Source organism: Novipirellula herctigrandis (genome assembly GCA_007859835.1).
In the GTDB taxonomy this organism is placed as follows: Bacteria; Planctomycetota; Planctomycetia; order Pirellulales; family Pirellulaceae; genus Novipirellula_A; species Novipirellula_A herctigrandis.
In genome coordinates this window covers 589,565-607,150 of sequence record SJPJ01000001.1, presented here as the reverse complement: position 1 = coordinate 607,150, position 17,586 = coordinate 589,565, and the positions used below count along the sequence as shown (strand labels likewise).

12 protein-coding genes are annotated in these 17,586 nt (G+C 52.8%); 9 read left to right on the top strand and 3 right to left on the bottom strand.

Going from position 1 to position 17,586, the window contains the following annotated elements:
• Window positions 1-60 precede the first annotated feature (60 nt).
• The 3 genes from CA13_RS02065 to CA13_RS02055 all read right to left on the bottom strand — a co-directional run bounded on the left by CA13_RS02065 (window position 61) and on the right by CA13_RS02055 (window position 3,544).
• Window positions 61-1,449 (bottom strand): HEAT repeat domain-containing protein, encoded by a 1,389-nt coding sequence (locus tag CA13_RS02065; protein ID WP_146394335.1) that lies wholly within the window; start codon window positions 1,447-1,449, stop codon window positions 61-63.
• Between the two features lie 90 nt (window positions 1,450-1,539).
• Window positions 1,540-2,238 carry a HEAT repeat domain-containing protein gene (locus tag CA13_RS02060; RefSeq protein ID WP_146394333.1) on the bottom strand — a complete coding sequence of 233 codons (699 nt, stop codon included), beginning with the start codon at window positions 2,236-2,238 and terminating at the stop codon, window positions 1,540-1,542.
• A gap of 55 nt (window positions 2,239-2,293) precedes the next feature.
• On the bottom strand, window positions 2,294-3,544 hold the full coding sequence (locus tag CA13_RS02055) for a Gfo/Idh/MocA family protein (RefSeq protein ID WP_146394331.1): 1,251 nt from the start codon (window positions 3,542-3,544) through the stop codon (window positions 2,294-2,296).
• A gap of 328 nt (window positions 3,545-3,872) precedes the next feature.
• Between CA13_RS02055 and CA13_RS02050 the strand changes: the two genes are divergently transcribed.
• From CA13_RS02050 to CA13_RS02010, 9 genes are all read left to right on the top strand, one after another.
• Window positions 3,873-4,613: a glycosyltransferase family 25 protein gene (locus tag CA13_RS02050; protein ID WP_146394328.1), complete on the top strand. Its 741-nt coding sequence runs from the start codon at window positions 3,873-3,875 to the stop codon at window positions 4,611-4,613.
• Between the two features lie 289 nt (window positions 4,614-4,902).
• Window positions 4,903-5,757, top strand: coding sequence for a C39 family peptidase (locus CA13_RS02045; protein ID WP_146394326.1), 855 nt, complete (start codon window positions 4,903-4,905; stop codon window positions 5,755-5,757).
• A gap of 639 nt (window positions 5,758-6,396) precedes the next feature.
• Window positions 6,397-7,167: a PIG-L family deacetylase gene (locus CA13_RS02040; RefSeq protein ID WP_473087438.1), complete on the top strand. Its 771-nt coding sequence runs from the start codon at window positions 6,397-6,399 to the stop codon at window positions 7,165-7,167.
• A gap of 442 nt (window positions 7,168-7,609) precedes the next feature.
• Complete coding sequence (locus tag CA13_RS02035; RefSeq protein ID WP_146394324.1) at window positions 7,610-8,965, top strand: Gfo/Idh/MocA family protein; 1,356 nt, start codon at window positions 7,610-7,612, stop codon at window positions 8,963-8,965.
• A 235-nt stretch (window positions 8,966-9,200) separates the two neighbouring features.
• Window positions 9,201-9,431 (top strand): carbon storage regulator CsrA, encoded by a 231-nt coding sequence (gene csrA / locus CA13_RS02030; RefSeq protein WP_146394322.1) that lies wholly within the window; start codon window positions 9,201-9,203, stop codon window positions 9,429-9,431.
• Between the two features lie 807 nt (window positions 9,432-10,238).
• Window positions 10,239-12,353 (top strand): flagellin N-terminal helical domain-containing protein, encoded by a 2,115-nt coding sequence (locus CA13_RS02025; RefSeq protein ID WP_146394320.1) that lies wholly within the window; start codon window positions 10,239-10,241, stop codon window positions 12,351-12,353.
• 237 nt (window positions 12,354-12,590) lie between these two features.
• Window positions 12,591-15,371, top strand: coding sequence for a flagellar filament capping protein FliD (gene fliD, locus CA13_RS02020; RefSeq protein WP_146394318.1), 2,781 nt, complete (start codon window positions 12,591-12,593; stop codon window positions 15,369-15,371).
• A gap of 44 nt (window positions 15,372-15,415) precedes the next feature.
• Window positions 15,416-15,895: a flagellar export chaperone FliS gene (locus CA13_RS02015; protein WP_146394316.1), complete on the top strand. Its 480-nt coding sequence runs from the start codon at window positions 15,416-15,418 to the stop codon at window positions 15,893-15,895.
• Between the two features lie 516 nt (window positions 15,896-16,411).
• Window positions 16,412-17,581, top strand: a complete 1,170-nt coding sequence (locus tag CA13_RS02010) for a redoxin domain-containing protein (RefSeq protein WP_146394314.1) — start codon at window positions 16,412-16,414, stop codon at window positions 17,579-17,581.
• The last annotated feature ends 5 nt before the right edge of the window (window positions 17,582-17,586 follow it).

Genomic DNA, 17,586 nt, shown 5'->3' with positions numbered 1-17,586 from the left:
CTAAAGGTATCGATTCAGACCCTGGATGTAACGATTTACGAACCCGGGTGACGGTCCATGCTAAGGACGGACCCATGTTTTGCCTTCCTTATAGCGGTTCGCACGATCGATGACGATAGCATCCTTGCTGGTGGCAATCACCTTGTCGAGTGCCGCATCAAATTCTTCCTTATTAGGCTCTCGCACGGACCGGTGATGTGCAAGTTCCACGATCGCCAAGCAAGCGTTTTCCGCAAATTTCGGTTGATCCGTGTATGGCAACAGGAACCGCAATGTCTCGGGAATCCGGATCGCTGAGGTTCGGCTCAGTGCGTATTGGATTTCCGTGTCTCGCTGGCACATTCCAATCGCTTGTTTGAGTAGATCTAGTTTTTCGATGTCGTCTCGGCCGTCTGCCAATGGCGCGACTCGAATCAGTGAACGAAGCGCACTTAATTTGTGGCCCGCGTGGACATCGGACTTAATCTGTTTGATCAATTGTTCTGCTACGGAAGCATTTGGCCAATTGCAAAGTGCTCTCACACCCATATCGTGTTTCACTGCGTCCGAGTTTGCGATTGCCGACTCGATGATTGCCAATGCATCGTTGCCACCGATACGTCCGAGAGTCGAAAGCAAGATGACTTGGTCGGGTCCCGAAAACCTTGGCATCGCATCGAGTAACGGTTTCGCTTGTTGCTCCGGTCGCTTGATACGTTGGCACGCGATCATCACTCTTTTTTCCGCCGTTTCACGCTCTTTCCCGCGTTGGGCTGCCATGACCCCCTTTAGCATCGCAGCAATGTCATCAGGCCCCGCAAGTTCGCTTAGTCCAGTCATCGCTGCTTGGCGGACGACGGCAGAAGTGCTGACGGTGGCGTCGAGCATTGTGGGGATCGTATCGAGTGCCCGTCGTCGGGCCAACACTCCGATCAATTTCGCTTGCATCTCCGGTGCAGATGTTCGCAGCTGTGCTACAATTGCCGCTGGAACGGTGTCTCCTTGCAATCGAATCAGGCTTTCGCTTGCGGCCTTTGCGAGTGTGTCGTCGCTTCCGGCGATCTGTCCGGTCAACATCGGGACATCCTCGACATTGCCAACTAAACCGATCGCATTGATAGTGGCTTCGATGACCGCTGGATCATCCGTCGATGAAAACAGTTTGATCATCGCAGGGCGTGCCGACGCATCCCCGCGTGCGGCCAATGCCCGCAACAATCCGACTTGTCCATCCGCGGGAAGCTGCTGCAATTGTGCCGCGAATTTCTGCGTGCTTGTCTCTCCCGGTGCTTCGCTGCGAATCTGTTCTAGCGCCAAGGCCCGCACATCTGAATCCTCGTCGGCCAGCAATTCGAGAATCAGCGAGACTAACTCGCTATTGGCTTCCTGTTCGGCATGCCCCACGCGAAGCGAGGCGAACAAGGAGAAGAACGCTAAAAGGAAAACCAGAAAGTGGCGGGTAGGATTCATCAGGGTAGGGGATTGGTTTTGGAAGGATTTAGTTGCAAAAAAAGAACGTCGCCTTTCGTTGATCGAAAGGCGACGTTTTGAAAAACAAGTCTACTTGCCGGCACACGCTAACATGCCGCGAGTGACGGCCAGTTTGACGTGCTTGGCGGGCGAGTTGGCAAGCAATCCTTTGTAAAGCTTCATCGCTTCGCCTTTGTTGCCTTCGGCCAACATCGCTTCGGCACAAGCTAGCGATCCATCGACCGCGGCGATTTTCACCGACTCGTCACTCGGTTTGGCTGTACCGAGTGCTTTTGCCGCGGTAACCGTTTGGATATCGCCCAACGCAATCGCAGCGGCGCGAGCCACTTTCGTATCCGAATCGCCGAGCAAGGGGGCAAGTTGGGCTGCACTGTCGGCATCTTTCCGTGCGCCCAAAGATCCAATGACGCCCACTTTCAAATTGCCACTGACGCTATCCAAAGCATCACGTAGTGACTTAGCCGCTTCGGGTGCTTGGATTCGTTCAAGCGCGTAGCGCGCCATGTGCGAAAGGTTTTCATCGGTTAGGCATTTCGCCAGAGCAGGGACGCATGCTGCGGTACCGATTTGCATCAGTCTGCGACAAACCACGTCTTTTGCATCGCGAGACGCGTCACTGTCCAAGACAGCCGCCAATGCTTTTTCGAGTTCGCTTCGGGCCGCGCCGTCGTCGGCGGATGATAAGATCGCTTCGTCAATCGCTTTGACGGGTGCTAGGTCGCTGCCCCAATCGTAGGTCTTTAGGGCTTCAAGAGCTTGGTCCAACATAATCGAAATCCTCAGTGTTTTTTTAGTTTATTGAATGCGAATTGAAAAGGTCTTTTTACAGGGTCCACGGTTCGCGGCGTGCGCGATCGAGGAACCGATTGGCTTCGGCGTCATCTGGGAATTGCTGCGCCGCAGCATCCCATTTGAGCGACCTTTTCAATTGGTAGGCGATGATGCCTAGATGACTCACCGCCACCGTGTTGATACCAAACTCAATATCGCGAAACGGTTTCTCGCGAGTCTTTACGCATTCGATAAAGTCACCGTAAATGCCTCCGGTGCCTTTGTAGCTTGGGAGAGGTTTCGCATCGATCTTTTCACCCGGCGTTCCTACCACCACCATGTTTCCGGTGTTGGGTTTGTTGTGGGTCAATTCTTTGCCGCCGGGATAACGGAACGTCAAATAGTTCTCGTCTTCGTGATAGACAACCTCTTCGGGTTGCAATTCTCGCACGTCGATCGCGAACGTTGCACCACCGAAATGGTGAGCGCCCCAGTCGGTCATGCCGCCACCGGAATAGTCGATATAGGAACGCCAGCTACCACCGCTGGTGCCAAAGTTGCCGTCACAGCGAGCCTTGTTGTAAGGTGCCCATGGTGCAGGTCCAAGCCAAAGGTCCCAATCGATCGTGTCGGGCTGTGTTTCGGCTGGCAAGTTGCAGTCTTGTGATAGTGGGCCAACGTTAACGTTGATCGATTTGATCGTTCCGAGTTCGCCGTTCCAGCACGGTTCCACGGTTTTGCGGTAATCTTGAAGAACACGTTGGCTGCCACCCGATACGACGCGAGAATAGCGACGAGCCGCTTGGACCATTGCGGGACCTTCGGCGAGGGTGCGTGTTTCCGGTTTCTGACAATAGACATCTTTGCCGTTTCGGCAAGCTTCGATCACCATCAAGGCATGCCAATGATCGGGCGTTGCGACGTGTATCGCGTCAATGTCGGTACGCCCCATCAGTTCACGGAAATCGTTGTACTCGGTACAGTCGGTGTTTTGGTATTTGTCGTCGACTTTCCGTTTCGCTTCCTCGCGGGCATTCGTGCGGACATCACAAACGGCAACATATTGAACATCTTTTCGGCCCAAGAATGCACCTTGGTCGCCACGTCCCATGTTACCGATGCCGACGCCTCCCATGACGATTCGGTCGCTTGCTGGTGGCACGTCGTCTGCGCCAAGTGCGTTGGAGGTGATGACGTAAGGAGCGGAAATTGCAGCACCGGCACCCAAGCTGGTCTTCTTAATGAATTCGCGCCGAGACGAATGCGGGGACGAATTGCGCAGCGATTTGCTGTTATTACCCATATTTGGACACTTTCACGAGTGAAAAAGGAGGGAAGGGGGAAGGGGGATCCATGTGATAAGGGATCTCAAGTTGATGGAGTCTATGTTTAACCCAATGACGCTTCTATGTCGAGTGATCTGCCATTCGAACTGACAATTCGACTCAAATTTGTCTCGTGCAGAGTTTTGCGAGATAACTTGGTCTTGTCTTGCCTCCGCAAGGCGAAGCTTGCTATTAACGATCCATGGAGTTTCCGCTGGTGAAGGGATTCCCCAAAATCGGCGAAAAATAGACGTATCCCGGAATCGGGTATTCCAACAGCCCGTAAACAGGAAGAGTGAACAAACGATGATGGCACGCGCTTTGGTGATCAGTCTCCAACGGGCAACCACGCGGTTGGCTCATGCCCAATCCCTGCTTGCTCAGTTGCCGCTTGTTGCAGAGATTTTGCCAGCGGTGGATGGGGCGGCAATGTCAAAGCAGGAAATCGACGCGGTTTACGCTCGGCATCTGCATCAACCACGCTATCCGTTTGAACTTCGCGTCGGAGAGATCGGTTGTTTCTTAAGCCACCGAAAGGCATGGCAAACGATCGTTGATCAAGATCTCGATGCAGCTTTGGTCATGGAGGATGATGTCTTGATTGACGGCGAACCGTTTGAGCGAGCGATTGACTTTATCAAGGCACATGCACCGCGAGACAGTTATGTACAATTGCCGGTTCGCCAGGTACCACGAGATGTGATTTCGATTGCCGCATCGGGGGCACAGCGGATGCTATTGTCGACGATCACGCCGCTGCGAACATCGGGCCAATGGGTGACACGGATTGCGGCCAAACGTCTACTGGCGGCCACCGAACGTTTCGATCGTCCGGTCGATACCACATTGCAAATGCACTGGATCACCGGTGTTCGCTGTTTAACGCTTGATCCATCCGGGATCACTGATTTGACGACCGAATTGGGCGGCAGCACGATCGGAGTGGGAAAAAAGAAACGGCTGACGTTTGAAAAAGTCTCGCGTGAGTTTAGCCGTGCCTACTACCGCGCACAGATCGCTCGGTTATCCGCAAAGGCGGCGGGCTAGCCCGTCTGCTGGCGTTGTTAGGCGGGTTATTGGCAGGATCCGCAGCAAAACGTCTCGAGCCCCGTATTGAAGCTCGTCTTGAGGCTCGTGTCGGGACACTTGGCTCCGGTGGTACGGCCATCTATGTGCTCGCTACCGCGATTGCCCGTCGAGGGTTATCGAAAAAGTCGCTCTTTCCACGCAACATTTCCCCCGTGCGCTCGACAACACTGCTGTGGCCGTTTGCTCAACTCGATAGGCCGCACGACAGCCTTCTCGATTTACTTTTCAACTACTTCGGAACAAACCCATGAGCGACCGACGAAATTTACTTTTCGGAACCCGCGGCTCGGACGTTGAAAAATTGCAGATGATGCTAAATCGTTTCATCGATCCGCGGCCTGACATTACGGTCGACGGAAAGTTTGGCAACGGAACGAAAGCGACGGTGGCAAAGTTTCAAACCCAAGCGAACCAATATCGTTCCCGAAAGATCATCGGTGAGAATCTCGATACCGACGGCATCGTCGGCCCACTGACTTGGAAGGTACTCGATTGGTACGAAGAAGATGACAAGAAAGGTCGAGAGCGGGATTCGGGGTTTGCTACGTTGGTCCGCAACGGTGGCCGCAAAGTGCCGCATTTCCGGCAAGGCGATCCCCAATGGGGCTCGATCAAGTTGGGCAACAAAACGATCGCTTCGAAAGGTTGTGCGATGTGCTCGGTTGCAATGTGTTTGGCATATTACGGACACGACATCAACCCAGCAACGTTGGACGCATACCTTGATGCCAACAACGGGTACTCGGGCAACAACTTGTATTGGCAAAAGGCGTTTGATGCAGGGCAAACGCCTGGTTGTCGAAAGCCGAGGTTGACTTGGCCAAACTATCGTCGACGAAGCGACTTTATTGACACAATTATGGAACGATTGTGGCAAAACTTGCCAACATTAATCGGCGTCGATTATGGAACGAGTGGCGATGGACTCGAGGATCATTGGGTGGTGGCAGTTGGATACAATCAGAAGGACATCATTATTAACGACCCTGCGATTGCGGCTGGCAACGGTGCCGCAAATCCCAGCCAAGAGCTCACGCATCTTTACGATTCGAGACGTCGCGGCGGGTTGACTCCGGTAAGACTTTGTTTGTTCGAAGTGTAGATAAAAGTCGCAATGGAGATTTGCTCTATTTGGACTTGAAAGACAGTATCCGTTGGTCGATCGGCAATTTGTTTTTCAATTTTTAAATCGCTTCAGGCAACGATTCCTGAGAGCGGAGTTTCCGAGAAGCGTGCAATGGCATCCAGACCACATGCCGCTGAGCGGGGACCTTTGCAAGTATGCTGAGGCAGACACCAAGCCTGACTAACCGCGAAAGTCGCCGACTCATTTGTCGGAGGAACCGCATAGAAAAGCGAAGTTAGGCTCATAAAAAAAGGCGAGGCCGATCCCGAAAGACCGACCCCGCCTCGCACGGGGGGACGCTTTTATATCTGGTGATGTTAAGCTTGTTGAGTGGCGTCCCGCTGTAGTGCAACCCCCCGCCGTGTACAATGTTTTTGATGCAACATGTTTGGCGTCGTCGCGTTGCTGTTACACTTCTAAGAGTAGTTCAGCTCCGAGGGTTTGGAAGGAAAGCTTCATCCTTTTCGATGACTTTCGCTGCGTGATTTGGCGACGAGTTGGGGTCGTGCCGGTCGCAGCGATCACGGCATATTTGCCTTTTTGAAAAATGACCGTCGCGCAACCTGCTAGCCCTTCTGTTTATTTAATGTGACTGTCCGCAAGGAGACCTGCGTCGTGACCGCTACTGAGACTGAGACCGCATCGATGTCGCTGCCGGAACCGTTGGATCTAATTGCAGTGGGGGCTCATCCAGACGATGTCGAGATCGCTTGTGGTGGCACTTTGGCAAAGTTGTCCGGAAAAGGCTACCGGATTGGGATCATCGACCTGACCGACGGCGAACCGACTCCCCATTCGCCTGGGCCGACCGTTCGGCTCGAGGAAGCCGAAGCGGCAGCAGCGGTTCTCGGAGTGCATAAACGGATTCAGCTCGGATTGTCTAACCGCCGTCTTTTCGATTGTTTTGAATCACGCGTTGCCTTGGCGAAAGAGTTTCGGCGATATCGTCCCCGTTTAGTGATTGGCTTTGGCGAAAAGACGCCGATGGCGTCGCCCGATCATTGGCAAGCGATGCAAATTACTGATGCAGCCGTTTTTTACAGCCGGCTTTGCAAATGGGACGAGTATTTCCCGAACCTGCCTGTCCATTCAATCCGCCGACAATTGTATTACCGCTTAGCGGTCGATCCCGACACGATCGATGGAAACCCGTATCACCAAATTGTCGACATCAGTGATACGATCGAAGCAAAAATTGAGTCGATTCTGTGTTACAAAACGCAATTTGAGCACAAGCCGAATATCGTCAACCGGGTCCGCTCCGCCGCAACCGTCACGGGCGCGGCCGCGGGCGTCTCGGCAGGTGAATCATTCGCAGCGGCCAAGCCATTCGCGGTCGACGACTTGATGGTTACCCTTGCGCTCGGCCCCGGCACAACCAATTAATATCGCAGGAGCAATTGGGCCGGTTGAGCAATTGGGCCCGTTGAGCAATTGGGCCCGTTGAGCAATTGGGCCCGTTGAGCAATTGGGCCCGTTGAGCAATTGGGCCCGTTGAGGTGGCACACGCGAATTTTCCCGGTCATCATGTCCGCGCGATGATCGGAGCGTAGGTTGGTAATTGTCGGTTCGATAAAACCGACATCTGTGGCGTTGTGTAGATTGGGGGTTTATACTGAACCGTCCCCGTTGAAATGTAAGGGGTGTGATGAGCACCTTCTTGATCCTGCCTTTGATTCGATTAACGACACTGATAGATCGACAACGCTGATCGATTGGCAACGCTGGAACGAACGATTGCCCGCGTAGAGAATCATGAAAGGTCATGTACCGAGGCGGGGATACCGCGCAGTTACAGCTTCTTTCGTTATACCGGAGTGTTTCGCAAATGGACCGTCGTAATTTTTTGGCTCGTACCGCTGCTGCCGCTTCGCTTGCGGCGGCTGGTTCTCGACTTCATGCGGCATCCGATTCCAAACCTCGCCGGGTTGGATTGATCGGTACGGGTTGGTATGGCAAGTGTGACTTGTTGCAACTGATGAATGTCGAGCCAGTGGAAGTGGTGTCGCTTTGCGATGTCGATTCACGTTTGCTATCGGAAGCAGCTGATTTGTTCGAGGCGCGTCAAGTATCGAAGAAACGCCCTCGAGTGTACGCAAGCTACAAGGATATGCTGGCCGAAAAGGATTTGGACATTGTCTTGATTGCGACCCCCGATCATTGGCATGCGTTGACAATGATTGCTGCGGTTGAATCGGGGGCGCACGTTTATTGTCAAAAACCGACTGGCGTCGATGTGCTGGAAAGCAAAGCGATGTTGGATGCGGCGCGGCGGACCGGAAAAGTTGTACAAGTCGGCACCCAGCGACGAAGCACGCCGCACTTGATCGAAGCGAAACAGCGGATCGTCGACGCCGGTTTGTTGGGAGATGTCGCTTTTGCCGAAGTCTGTTGTTACTACCACATGCGGTTACGTGAGAACCCGCCGACGATCGCGCCGCCCGATTACCTCGACTATGACCAATGGGTCGGGCCGGCACCAAAGATTCCTTTCAATGAATATATTCATCCACGTCGATGGCGTGCCTACATGGAATATGGCAATGGTATTGTCGGTGACATGTGTGTCCATATGCTTGACATGGTTCGTTGGCAAATGGGATTGGGATGGCCGAACCGAATCACCAGTTCCGGTGGCATCTTGGTTGATACCGAATCGATTGCAACCATTTCGGATACGCAAACGGCGACATTCGATTTTGATGACATGGATATTGTTTGGACGCACCGTAGTTGGGGGAACGCACCCGATCCCGAATATCCTTGGGCGGGCATCATTTATGGATCCAAGGGAACGCTGAAACTCAGTGTCCAAAAGTATGACTTCATTCCACACCGTGGTGGAAAGCCGTTACATGGCGATGCGGTGATCGAGACTCAAAAGTATCCGACGGACATCTCCGATGTAAAAGATTGGAAACTTGAGTTGCATGTCGCATCGGCGATTCGAGGTCATATGCGAGATTTTCTCGATGCAATCGACCACGGTACAAAACCCATTGCCGATATCGAGCAGGGCCACATTAGTAGTGCGTCATGCATCATGGCGAACAATGCGATGGTGCTTGGGCGAACGTTCGACTTTGATCCGGAAACGCATACGGTGTTGGGCGATGAGGAAGCGACGAAGATGCTGAAGAGGGCATACCGAGCTCCCTATGTGCATCCGGCAACGGATTCGTGAGCGCCCCCAAATTGGCATGATGGGTTTACCGGGCATTTTGTGAGCAACCATCACGATCGGCATGGCCCCACTTTGGAATGCTTGCATGAATATTCTCTGGGGGAACGACGATCACTGTATTGTTCCAAAGGAGCGGAAGCGAATTGCGTTTGCTCTTGTGAAATGATTTGTGAAGGAAGGATTCCTCACACCTAAATATTCAATCCCGATCCCCATCCAATTCCACGAGGGCACCATGCTCGTCCTTTCCCGACACCGCGATGAAAGCATTATGATTGGCGACGATGTTGTCGTCACGATTGTTGATATCCGAGGCGACAAAGTTCGCTTAGGGATTGAAGCTCCGCAGTCGATCCCCGTCCATCGACAAGAAGTTTACGACGCGATTCAACGAGAAAATCGCAAAGCATCCCAGACCGGTACGGGCGCAACCAAGGATGTGCGACCCGGTAAAGGCCAACAATAAAGGCCTAGGCTACGGTCAACCTTAGGGTGCTTTCTACTAGCGGCTCGTCGTTCCCCCCCCCGGCGTCCGCGTATCATGTTTGGTTCGCTCCATCGTGCTAGAATGAGTCTAGTCGTCGTATTAGTGGTGATATTCGGGTTTACACCACACTATCGATGGAGCGGGCCCGCGTTCGTTCACGCGAGGTTTCTTGATTGTCGGTTCTATGATCGTCGTCAAATAAGCCGCCACGATCAAACGCCTATAGAACCCAACATCTCTTGTCTAACTTCCCATCGCTTCCTGCGTGTTCTAGGGTTAATCCGTTTGGCGGCCGGCTCACTGAGATTCCGCTCACTGAGATTCCGCTCACTGAGATTCCGCTCACTGAGATTCCGGCTCACTGAGATTCCGCTCACTCAATGCTGTGAAAAAGCGTTTCGTTCAGAGCGGCATTCTTCGCGGGGGATTCTATTGAATGTTGTCATGCAAGCGGCATGATATTGTCGCCGGTTTTTGCTCACACTTGTTCAGTCAATGTGGTCGAAATCGCGGTTGCGTTTGGGGCACCGTGGCAAAAGGTAGGGGTTATGCGCTTCTTAAGGAATCTGTTGCCCCCAATCGGGAGAAGCAGCACAAATTCTCATTAGATTTTGTGTCGATAGCATATTAATGACCGATGTTACTTAAGACGAATAAGCCTACCAAACTACGAGTGACCGACGTTCGGCCACACAAATCGGGCAGCGTCTGTTTCGCCGGTCCGTCGCGGCCGGATCCAAATTTAAATTAGCGATTCGCCGCACAAAATAAAGGGTTTATCAAACCATGACTAGAATTAATACTAACGTCTCGTCGCTTGTTGCTCAAAACCGTTTGAACCAAAACAACAACGACTTGCAAACCGCCCTAACACGTTTGAGCACTGGTCTCCGTATTAACAGCGGTAAAGATGACCCTGCTGGTTTGATTGCAAGTGAAGCACTGAGAAGTGAAATCGGTAGCTTCAACAAAGCGATCAGTAATACTAATCGTGCAAATCAAATTATCACGACTGCCGATAGTGCTCTTGGTCAGGTCAGCTCGCTTCTCAGCGACGTCCGTGGCTTGGTTGTCGAAGCGGCTAATACGGGTGCACTGAGTGACGACGAAGTTGCGGCGAACCAGTTGCAGGTTGACTCGTCGCTGGAAGCGATCAACCGTATTGCTCAAACCACGACTTTCCAAGGCCGGAAACTACTTGATGGCGGCCTTGACTTTATCACCAAAAGCGGCACGAACGCAACCAACATTAAGACGTTGCAAATTGACCAAGCAAACCTTGGTGCGACTGGTAGCGTTGACGTGACCGTCGACATCTCCGAAGCTGCAACGAAAGCCAGCGTCGATATCGAAGGTTTCCGTGCCACCGCTGGCGCCGTTGATGGTGTTCAGGCCACCGGCAAAATCGAATTCTCGAAAGAAGCAACGCCTGCTGTACAATCGACGACGGGTACGATCTCAACTGGCGGTGCGGGCGACTTCACATTGACTGCTAAATCCGGTGGTTCGTACGCTGATGACGCTTTTAACGGATACGCTGTCGTAATCGATACGGTCGCCAACGGCACGAATTCATCGATCGCGATTGATGATACTGGAACCGGCACGGTTACGATCACTCTTGAAGAGGGTGAGACATTAGCAACGGCCGCGACCGATTTAGCTGCTCACGCCGACATTGCTTTCGCTAGCATTGGCGCGGTCAATGTCGCCGGCACCGATGCCGACCCGACTGCCGGAACGTTTGCTTCGGGAGCCGCAGCAATCAATGATACGGCTGCGATCGATATTACTAGCACGCTCGAAGACGACGCGTTCAATGGAACGATTACATGGGTCGAGGCCGATGGCACGACGACGCCGACTGCGGCTTTCGATAGTGGTACCAATACATTGACGGTAACTGTCGAAGACACGGATGTCGTGGATCTTGATGCTGTGACGACTGCCATTGACGATCTGGCGGACTTCAGTGCTGTTAAAACGGGTGCGTTACCCGATTTTGATGCTAACAATGCCGCCTATGCGAACCCAACGATCACCAACCTAGCCGGTGGTACCGACGAATTGCTTGCGGGTGTTCAAGCCGACGTGGTCTTTGAACTCAGCGGTACAAACGGCTCGGAAGTGTTCAACGTTTCGGCGGGTACAACGCTCGACCAACTTGTTTCGCAAATCAACTTGGTGAAAGATGCAACTGGTATTGAAGCGGCTGCTGACGGAACGCAGCTTGAACTTCGCAGCACCGAATACGGCCGCGACAGTGTGGTTGACCTTCGCGTGATTCAAGAAGGTGCCGGTGGAAATTTTGCCAACGGTGCCCGATCGGTTGGTACCGACGTGAAAGCGTCGATCAACGGTCGCGAAGCAACAACCAAGGGCAACAAGATTTCGCTCAACACGGCGACTTTGGATGTCCAGCTTGAATTGGAAGCGGATCAAACCGATACGTCGACTTTCTCGATCACCGGTGGTGGTGCCTTGTTCCAACTTGGTGCCGACGTCGTCAGCAACCAACAAGCTCGTATTGGTATCGGCAGTGTCAGCTCGGCTCGTCTGGGCGGAACCGCTGGTAAATTGTTCCAACTCGGTAGTGGTGGCAGTGCATCGCTTTCGAATGATGCAAACGCAGCAGCCGAAATCGTGACGCAAGCGATTGACCAAGTGACTGGCCTTCGCGGTCGTCTTGGTGCATTCCAAGCAACGACTTTGGAAAGCAATATGGTCAGTTTGAAAGATACCGTTGCTAACCTGCAAGAAGCAGAAAGCTCGATTCGTGACGCCGACTTCGCACAAGAATCGGCAGCACTGACACGTGCTCAAATTCTGACTCAATCGGGTACCAACGTATTGTCGATGGCCAATCAGAATCCACAAAACGTCCTCTCGTTGCTTCGATAATCTCGACCGCAACTGACATGACGATCATTTGATAGCGTTCGGCCGGACGCGGAGCAATCCGTGCCCGGCCGTTTGCATTTGAGTCAACTCGATCCCTACGGATGGACGATGATAGCCATTGGAGTTCCGTTTTTAGGTTTGTCCGACCAGTTATTTACGTCAAAGCAACCAAACACAAGAAACGCGTTTTAGCGTGAACTCCAAAACCCCCTCCCCCCACGTATTTAGAATTATCCTATGGGCCGACTACAATCATCGGTTGGATTGGTCACCGGGACCAATATCGTAAGCACCGTCGACCAACTCATTGCCATCAGCGCACAGCCACGCGATCGGGTTGTCGCGCGCACGGAAACGTTGGTCTCACGCCAGCAGGCGATTGCCGAATTGACTGCCTCGGTGATTGGCGTCCAACTTTCAGCCGCCAGGTTGAGTAGTTCCGCGGTCTTTCAAGCGAAAACGGCGGATTCCTCTAATTCGGACGTCATTTCCGCTGCCGCAGGCAACAATGCGGAACCGGCAACCCATGTCGTTCGGACCATTCAAAACGCGGGGACGCACGACGTTCGATCGCTCAAACGATTCGATGACGTCGAAACAGCGCTCGGGTTTGCTGGCACATTATCGATCAATCCAACAGGCAGCTTCCTCGACGATTCCGTTTCGCTCGCCGATTTGAATAACGGCCGGGGGGTAGAATCGGGTACGGTGCGAATCACCGATCGCGCGGGAAACTCGTCCGAAATCAATTTCGCTGACGCTCGAACGATCGACGACGTGATTACGGCGATCAACGATGCAGACATCGATGTTCGTGCAACCACCGAAAACGGTGCTCTGAAGCTTATCGATTTGACCGGTAGCACAGCGAATAATCTAAAAGTGGAACAGCTTGGCGATGCCGAGACGGCTGCCGACTTGGGGCTTTGGGGTATCGACGAAGCACAGAATGAAGTCACTGGAATCGAACTGGATTTGCCGGACGGAGTCAGCTCGCTCCGTGGAGCCGCACTAACCGAACTTAACGGCGGCAGCGGTCTCGATCCATTGACCAACCTTGACATCACCTTGTCGGACGGGTCGAGTGCGAGTATCGACTTGTCGAGCGCGACAACCACTAGCGAGATCATCGAAGCAATCCAAGGTTCGGGCCTAAATCTCATTGCAAAGCTAAATGATTCGCGAACTGGTTTCCAGCTTCGCGATGTCTCGGGCGGCGCCGGCGATTTTGAGATTTCTTCGGTCGATGACACCGCTTCCCAACTCGGGCTCGAAGCGACCACAACGGATGATATCGTGGTCGGCAAAAGCTTGAACCGTCCCACGGTCACTCATGATACGCTAATTGCCGATCTCAACGCCAACAAAGGAATCAGTCGCGGAAGCTTTACGATTACCGATAGCGCTGGTGCGGTATCCGCGGTCAACTTGGCCTTCGACGAAATCGAGACCGTTGGCGATTTAGTCGACAAGATCAATGAATTGAGCGTTGATGTAACTGCGTCGATTAACGAAAAGGGCGACGGCATTGCGATTGTTGATAACGCGGGCGGCGAGGAGACTCTCGAAATAGCCGACTCGGCATCGTCCACACTTGCCACTGAACTTGGCATTGCTGGAACGGCAACCGAACAAACGATCGGCGGTGCGAGTGTGTCCGCACTCGTCGGTACGCAAGCCGATACGATCGAAGTCACCGCTGATGACACATTGACGACGTTGGTCGACAAGATCAATGAAGACGCACGCTATGGGACTGCGTCGATTCAAACGAATGACGACGGTACCTATTCGTTACGTATTCGAAGCGATACGGCGGGTGATGCTGGGAAATTGGCGATTAATGCAGAAGGGTTTAACCTCGATTTGCGAACGCAAACGCGAGGCCAAGACGCCTTGATCGCCGTATCGACCGATGGGGCGCCCGAGAGTTTTGTGGCGTCGGCCGACGGTGTCTTTGACCTCGCCAACACGGGTGCGGCGTCGACCGATATTGGGCGTTCAACATTGCTGTCTGAACTGAACTCGGGCCGCGGAATTAATCTAGGCAGCTTCACGGTTGAGGACAGTGACGGAAACGTCAGTGCCGTCAACCTTCGAACCGAGGAAATCACAACTGTCGGAGGCTTGCTTGATGCGATCAATAGTCTTGGTATCAGCGTTTCGGCATCCATCAACGAGGACGGCGACGGAATCTCCATTGTCGATACAGCAGACGGCGAAGGAACACTCGAAATCGTAGACGCTGGGAACGGCAAAGCCGCCTCAGAACTTGGCATTGCGGGGACCGCTACGACCGAAACCATCGGTGGTGAAGAGGTCTCTGCGCTGATTGGACATAGCGAAAGTCAGACGAGTTCGTCCGATGGCGGTTTGGTGCTAACCCTCAAAGAATTGTCGACCGACCCCGTGACGATCAAGGTCACCCAAAACCCCGCGTCGGCAACCACAGCCGTCAAGACATTTGTAGATCAATACAACAACTTGGTCGATAAGATTGACTCGTTGACATTCTACAACGCCGAAACCGAAGAAGTTGGTTTGTTGTTTGGCTCGAGCGAGACGTTGCGAATCCAAAACAGTTTCGGGAAATTGTTTTCCAGTTCCGTCATACAAGCCGGTGAATTCAGTTCGTTGGGGCAAGTCGGTATTCGCATCAACGATCAAGGAAAACTTGAAATGGATGCTGAGAAATTAACAGAGACACTCGAGGGAAATGCGGCTGCAGTGGATGCATTTTTCTCAACGACGGACACCGGACTTGCCGGACGCGTTGACGACTTGACCGAGCGTATCGCGGGAGTGGACGAAGGTTTGTTGTTAAATCGATCGTCGACATTGGCTGAACAGGTTGAACGCAACAATGAACGCGTGGATGCGATGAATGAGCGACTTGAAAATGAACGAGAACGCTTATTGACGCAGTTCTACCGGACCGAAGAAGTGATATCCAAGCTGCAATCAAATGCATCGATCGTTTCCCAAATCGAACCGATTTCATTTTACAGCGACAGTTAACTACTAAATATTGACTTTTTCATTGCATGGAGGCAATTAAGTCTATGTCATACACTCATTCACACGCTGCATCGAATTTTCAGCCCAGCGGCTATACTGGCCCGCGACGTCGAAAGTCGGATGAGTATCTTGATTCGATGATTCGAAGCGCGTCGCCTGGTCGTTTGCGTTTGATGTTGCTCGAACGATCCGTTGAAGTCGCGCGAAAGCTTGCGGAGGACTGGCGAAGCGACGATGGGAAGAAAGGGTCGAACGAGCAATCGCTTCGGCTGCTCGACCTGATCACGGAGCTTCTTTCGGGGGTCACATCAGACGAAGGTGTGTGCGGTAAAATAGCAGACCTGTACGTGTTTTTGTCGAAACATCTGATCAACGCGGAACTTTCCAGTGACGCCGATGCGATTGACGATATTCGTCTCGTTTTGGAAGTCGAAGCGGAGACGTGGCGGTTGGTCGTTGCAAACGAGAACGGCGCGGTTTCGCAGGCCGCAACGGCTTCAGGCGGATTAAATCTGCAGGGCTAAACATTCGGGATGTTTCGATGTCACGGGACGCTCTTCGTGTTCCCGGCATTCTTCGTGTTCCCGGCATGTTGAGTGCCTGATGGAATGTGACGGATCGTTAGTATCAAGCCAACGATTTTCATGTGTTCCAAACCTAAAACCGAAGGCATCGCAACGACCTCGGAAGAATTTCTGATGCGGCGAGCGACGAGACTCTCGTCGCGTTTCTCAATCGACGGGCTCGAGCTCCGCGTGGTAAATGACCTGAAACCATCAGGCTCCATTGCGATTCAAGTCATGCGGATTGCATCCCGGTTTTCGCTGCTAGCTCGCATGCCAAAGTTCGAGCGTCTTGTGCATGTGAATTGCGACGGCATATCTCGCCCCCTTCATCGGGCTGCCAATCGGCTACAATTAGCCGAATGAGCTTTCGCCAGCAGAATCTCGTTGACGTGTTGTCGGAAGGTCTGCGAGCGAAAGGATGCATATCCCCAGCCCCCTTTTCTTTCCAATCCTTCCAACCGACGTGGAGCTGCGATGCGACTGTTGCTGTTGTTACTGGTATCCCTTTGTTCGATTTCATGCGTTTTGGCTGAGAATCCGCCCGGGTTCCAGCAACTTGAAATAGGTGATTCAGCACCTGACTTTTCTTTGCCGGGAATTGATGGGCGAAATTGGCAATTATCGGATTTTTCGGAATCGAATGTCTTGCTCGTCTACTTCACTTCGAATCATTGCCCGGTGTGCCATGCTCACGACCCGCGATTGATGACGCTGGTCAAGGAACTTGGGGGCAAAAGCGTTTCGATCGTTGCCATTAATCCGAATTCCGGCGACGGGCTTCGACTCGATGAACTTGGGTATTCAAAGTACGACGACAGTTTTGAAGACATGAAACCGTACGCCGAAGAACATGGTTTTACGTTTCCGTATTTGTATGATGGCGAGACACAAGCAACTGCGAAACGCTATGGATGTCTCGCGACACCGCATGTCTTTGTTTTTGATGCCAACCGAACACTTCGTTACCGCGGACGATTCGACGATTCGCGTTATCCGGATCCCACCACGGTGACTAAACAAGACACTCGCGATGCGATTTTGGCTTTGCTTGAGGGTTCCTCTGTTGCGGTTCCCATAACAAGACCGTTCGGATGCTCCACCAAATGGCGGGAAAAGATCGTTCAAGTCGAGCAGGACAACCAACGTTGGGAAAAAGCCGAAGTCACTCTCGATGGCATTGACGCAAACGGCGTCGCGGGGCTGGTGGCAAACGATACCAGTAAATATAGGTTGTTCAACGTTTGGTCGACCACGTGTGTACCGTGTGCGGCCGAGTTCCCGGGATTGGTGCGTGTTTCGCGACGGATGGGAATGCGCGACTTTGAGTTGATTACGATCAGTACCGATCTGCCGAAAGATCGCGAGAAAGTAGTCGCGTTCTTGGACAAGCAAAGGGCTGCTTTGCCACGTTCGCTTCAAGCCTATCTAAAATCAGAGGGACGAACATCGAACAACTATCTTTACACCGAAGCGACGATGGACCCCCTGATCGAAGCTCTGGATCCGATGTGGGAAGGCCCCGAGCCACACACGGTATTGGTCGCACCGGGCGGCAAAATTGTATTTCGTCACAATGGGTTGATTCGCGAAGAAGTGCTGCTGAAGAAAATTCTCGATGAGATCAGTGGAGCCTATCAGCCTTAGCTCAA

What these genes read in the sequence shown, in the direction of transcription:
- CA13_RS02045 (WP_146394326.1), top strand. Translation starts at nt 4,903, where the DNA reads ATGAGCGACCGACGAAATTTACTTTTCGGAACCCGCGGCTCGGACGTT.
- CA13_RS02010 (WP_146394314.1), top strand. Translation starts at nt 16,412, where the DNA reads ATGCGACTGTTGCTGTTGTTACTGGTATCCCTTTGTTCGATTTCATGC.
- CA13_RS02015 (WP_146394316.1), top strand. Translation starts at nt 15,416, where the DNA reads ATGTCATACACTCATTCACACGCTGCATCGAATTTTCAGCCCAGCGGC.
- CA13_RS02035 (WP_146394324.1), top strand. Translation starts at nt 7,610, where the DNA reads ATGGACCGTCGTAATTTTTTGGCTCGTACCGCTGCTGCCGCTTCGCTT.
- CA13_RS02065 (WP_146394335.1), bottom strand. Translation starts at nt 1,449, where the DNA reads ATGAATCCTACCCGCCACTTTCTGGTTTTCCTTTTAGCGTTCTTCTCC.
- CA13_RS02055 (WP_146394331.1), bottom strand. Translation starts at nt 3,544, where the DNA reads ATGGGTAATAACAGCAAATCGCTGCGCAATTCGTCCCCGCATTCGTCT.
- CA13_RS02060 (WP_146394333.1), bottom strand. Translation starts at nt 2,238, where the DNA reads ATGTTGGACCAAGCTCTTGAAGCCCTAAAGACCTACGATTGGGGCAGC.
- fliD (WP_146394318.1), top strand. Translation starts at nt 12,591, where the DNA reads ATGGGCCGACTACAATCATCGGTTGGATTGGTCACCGGGACCAATATC.
- csrA (WP_146394322.1), top strand. Translation starts at nt 9,201, where the DNA reads ATGCTCGTCCTTTCCCGACACCGCGATGAAAGCATTATGATTGGCGAC.
- CA13_RS02025 (WP_146394320.1), top strand. Translation starts at nt 10,239, where the DNA reads ATGACTAGAATTAATACTAACGTCTCGTCGCTTGTTGCTCAAAACCGT.
- CA13_RS02050 (WP_146394328.1), top strand. Translation starts at nt 3,873, where the DNA reads ATGATGGCACGCGCTTTGGTGATCAGTCTCCAACGGGCAACCACGCGG.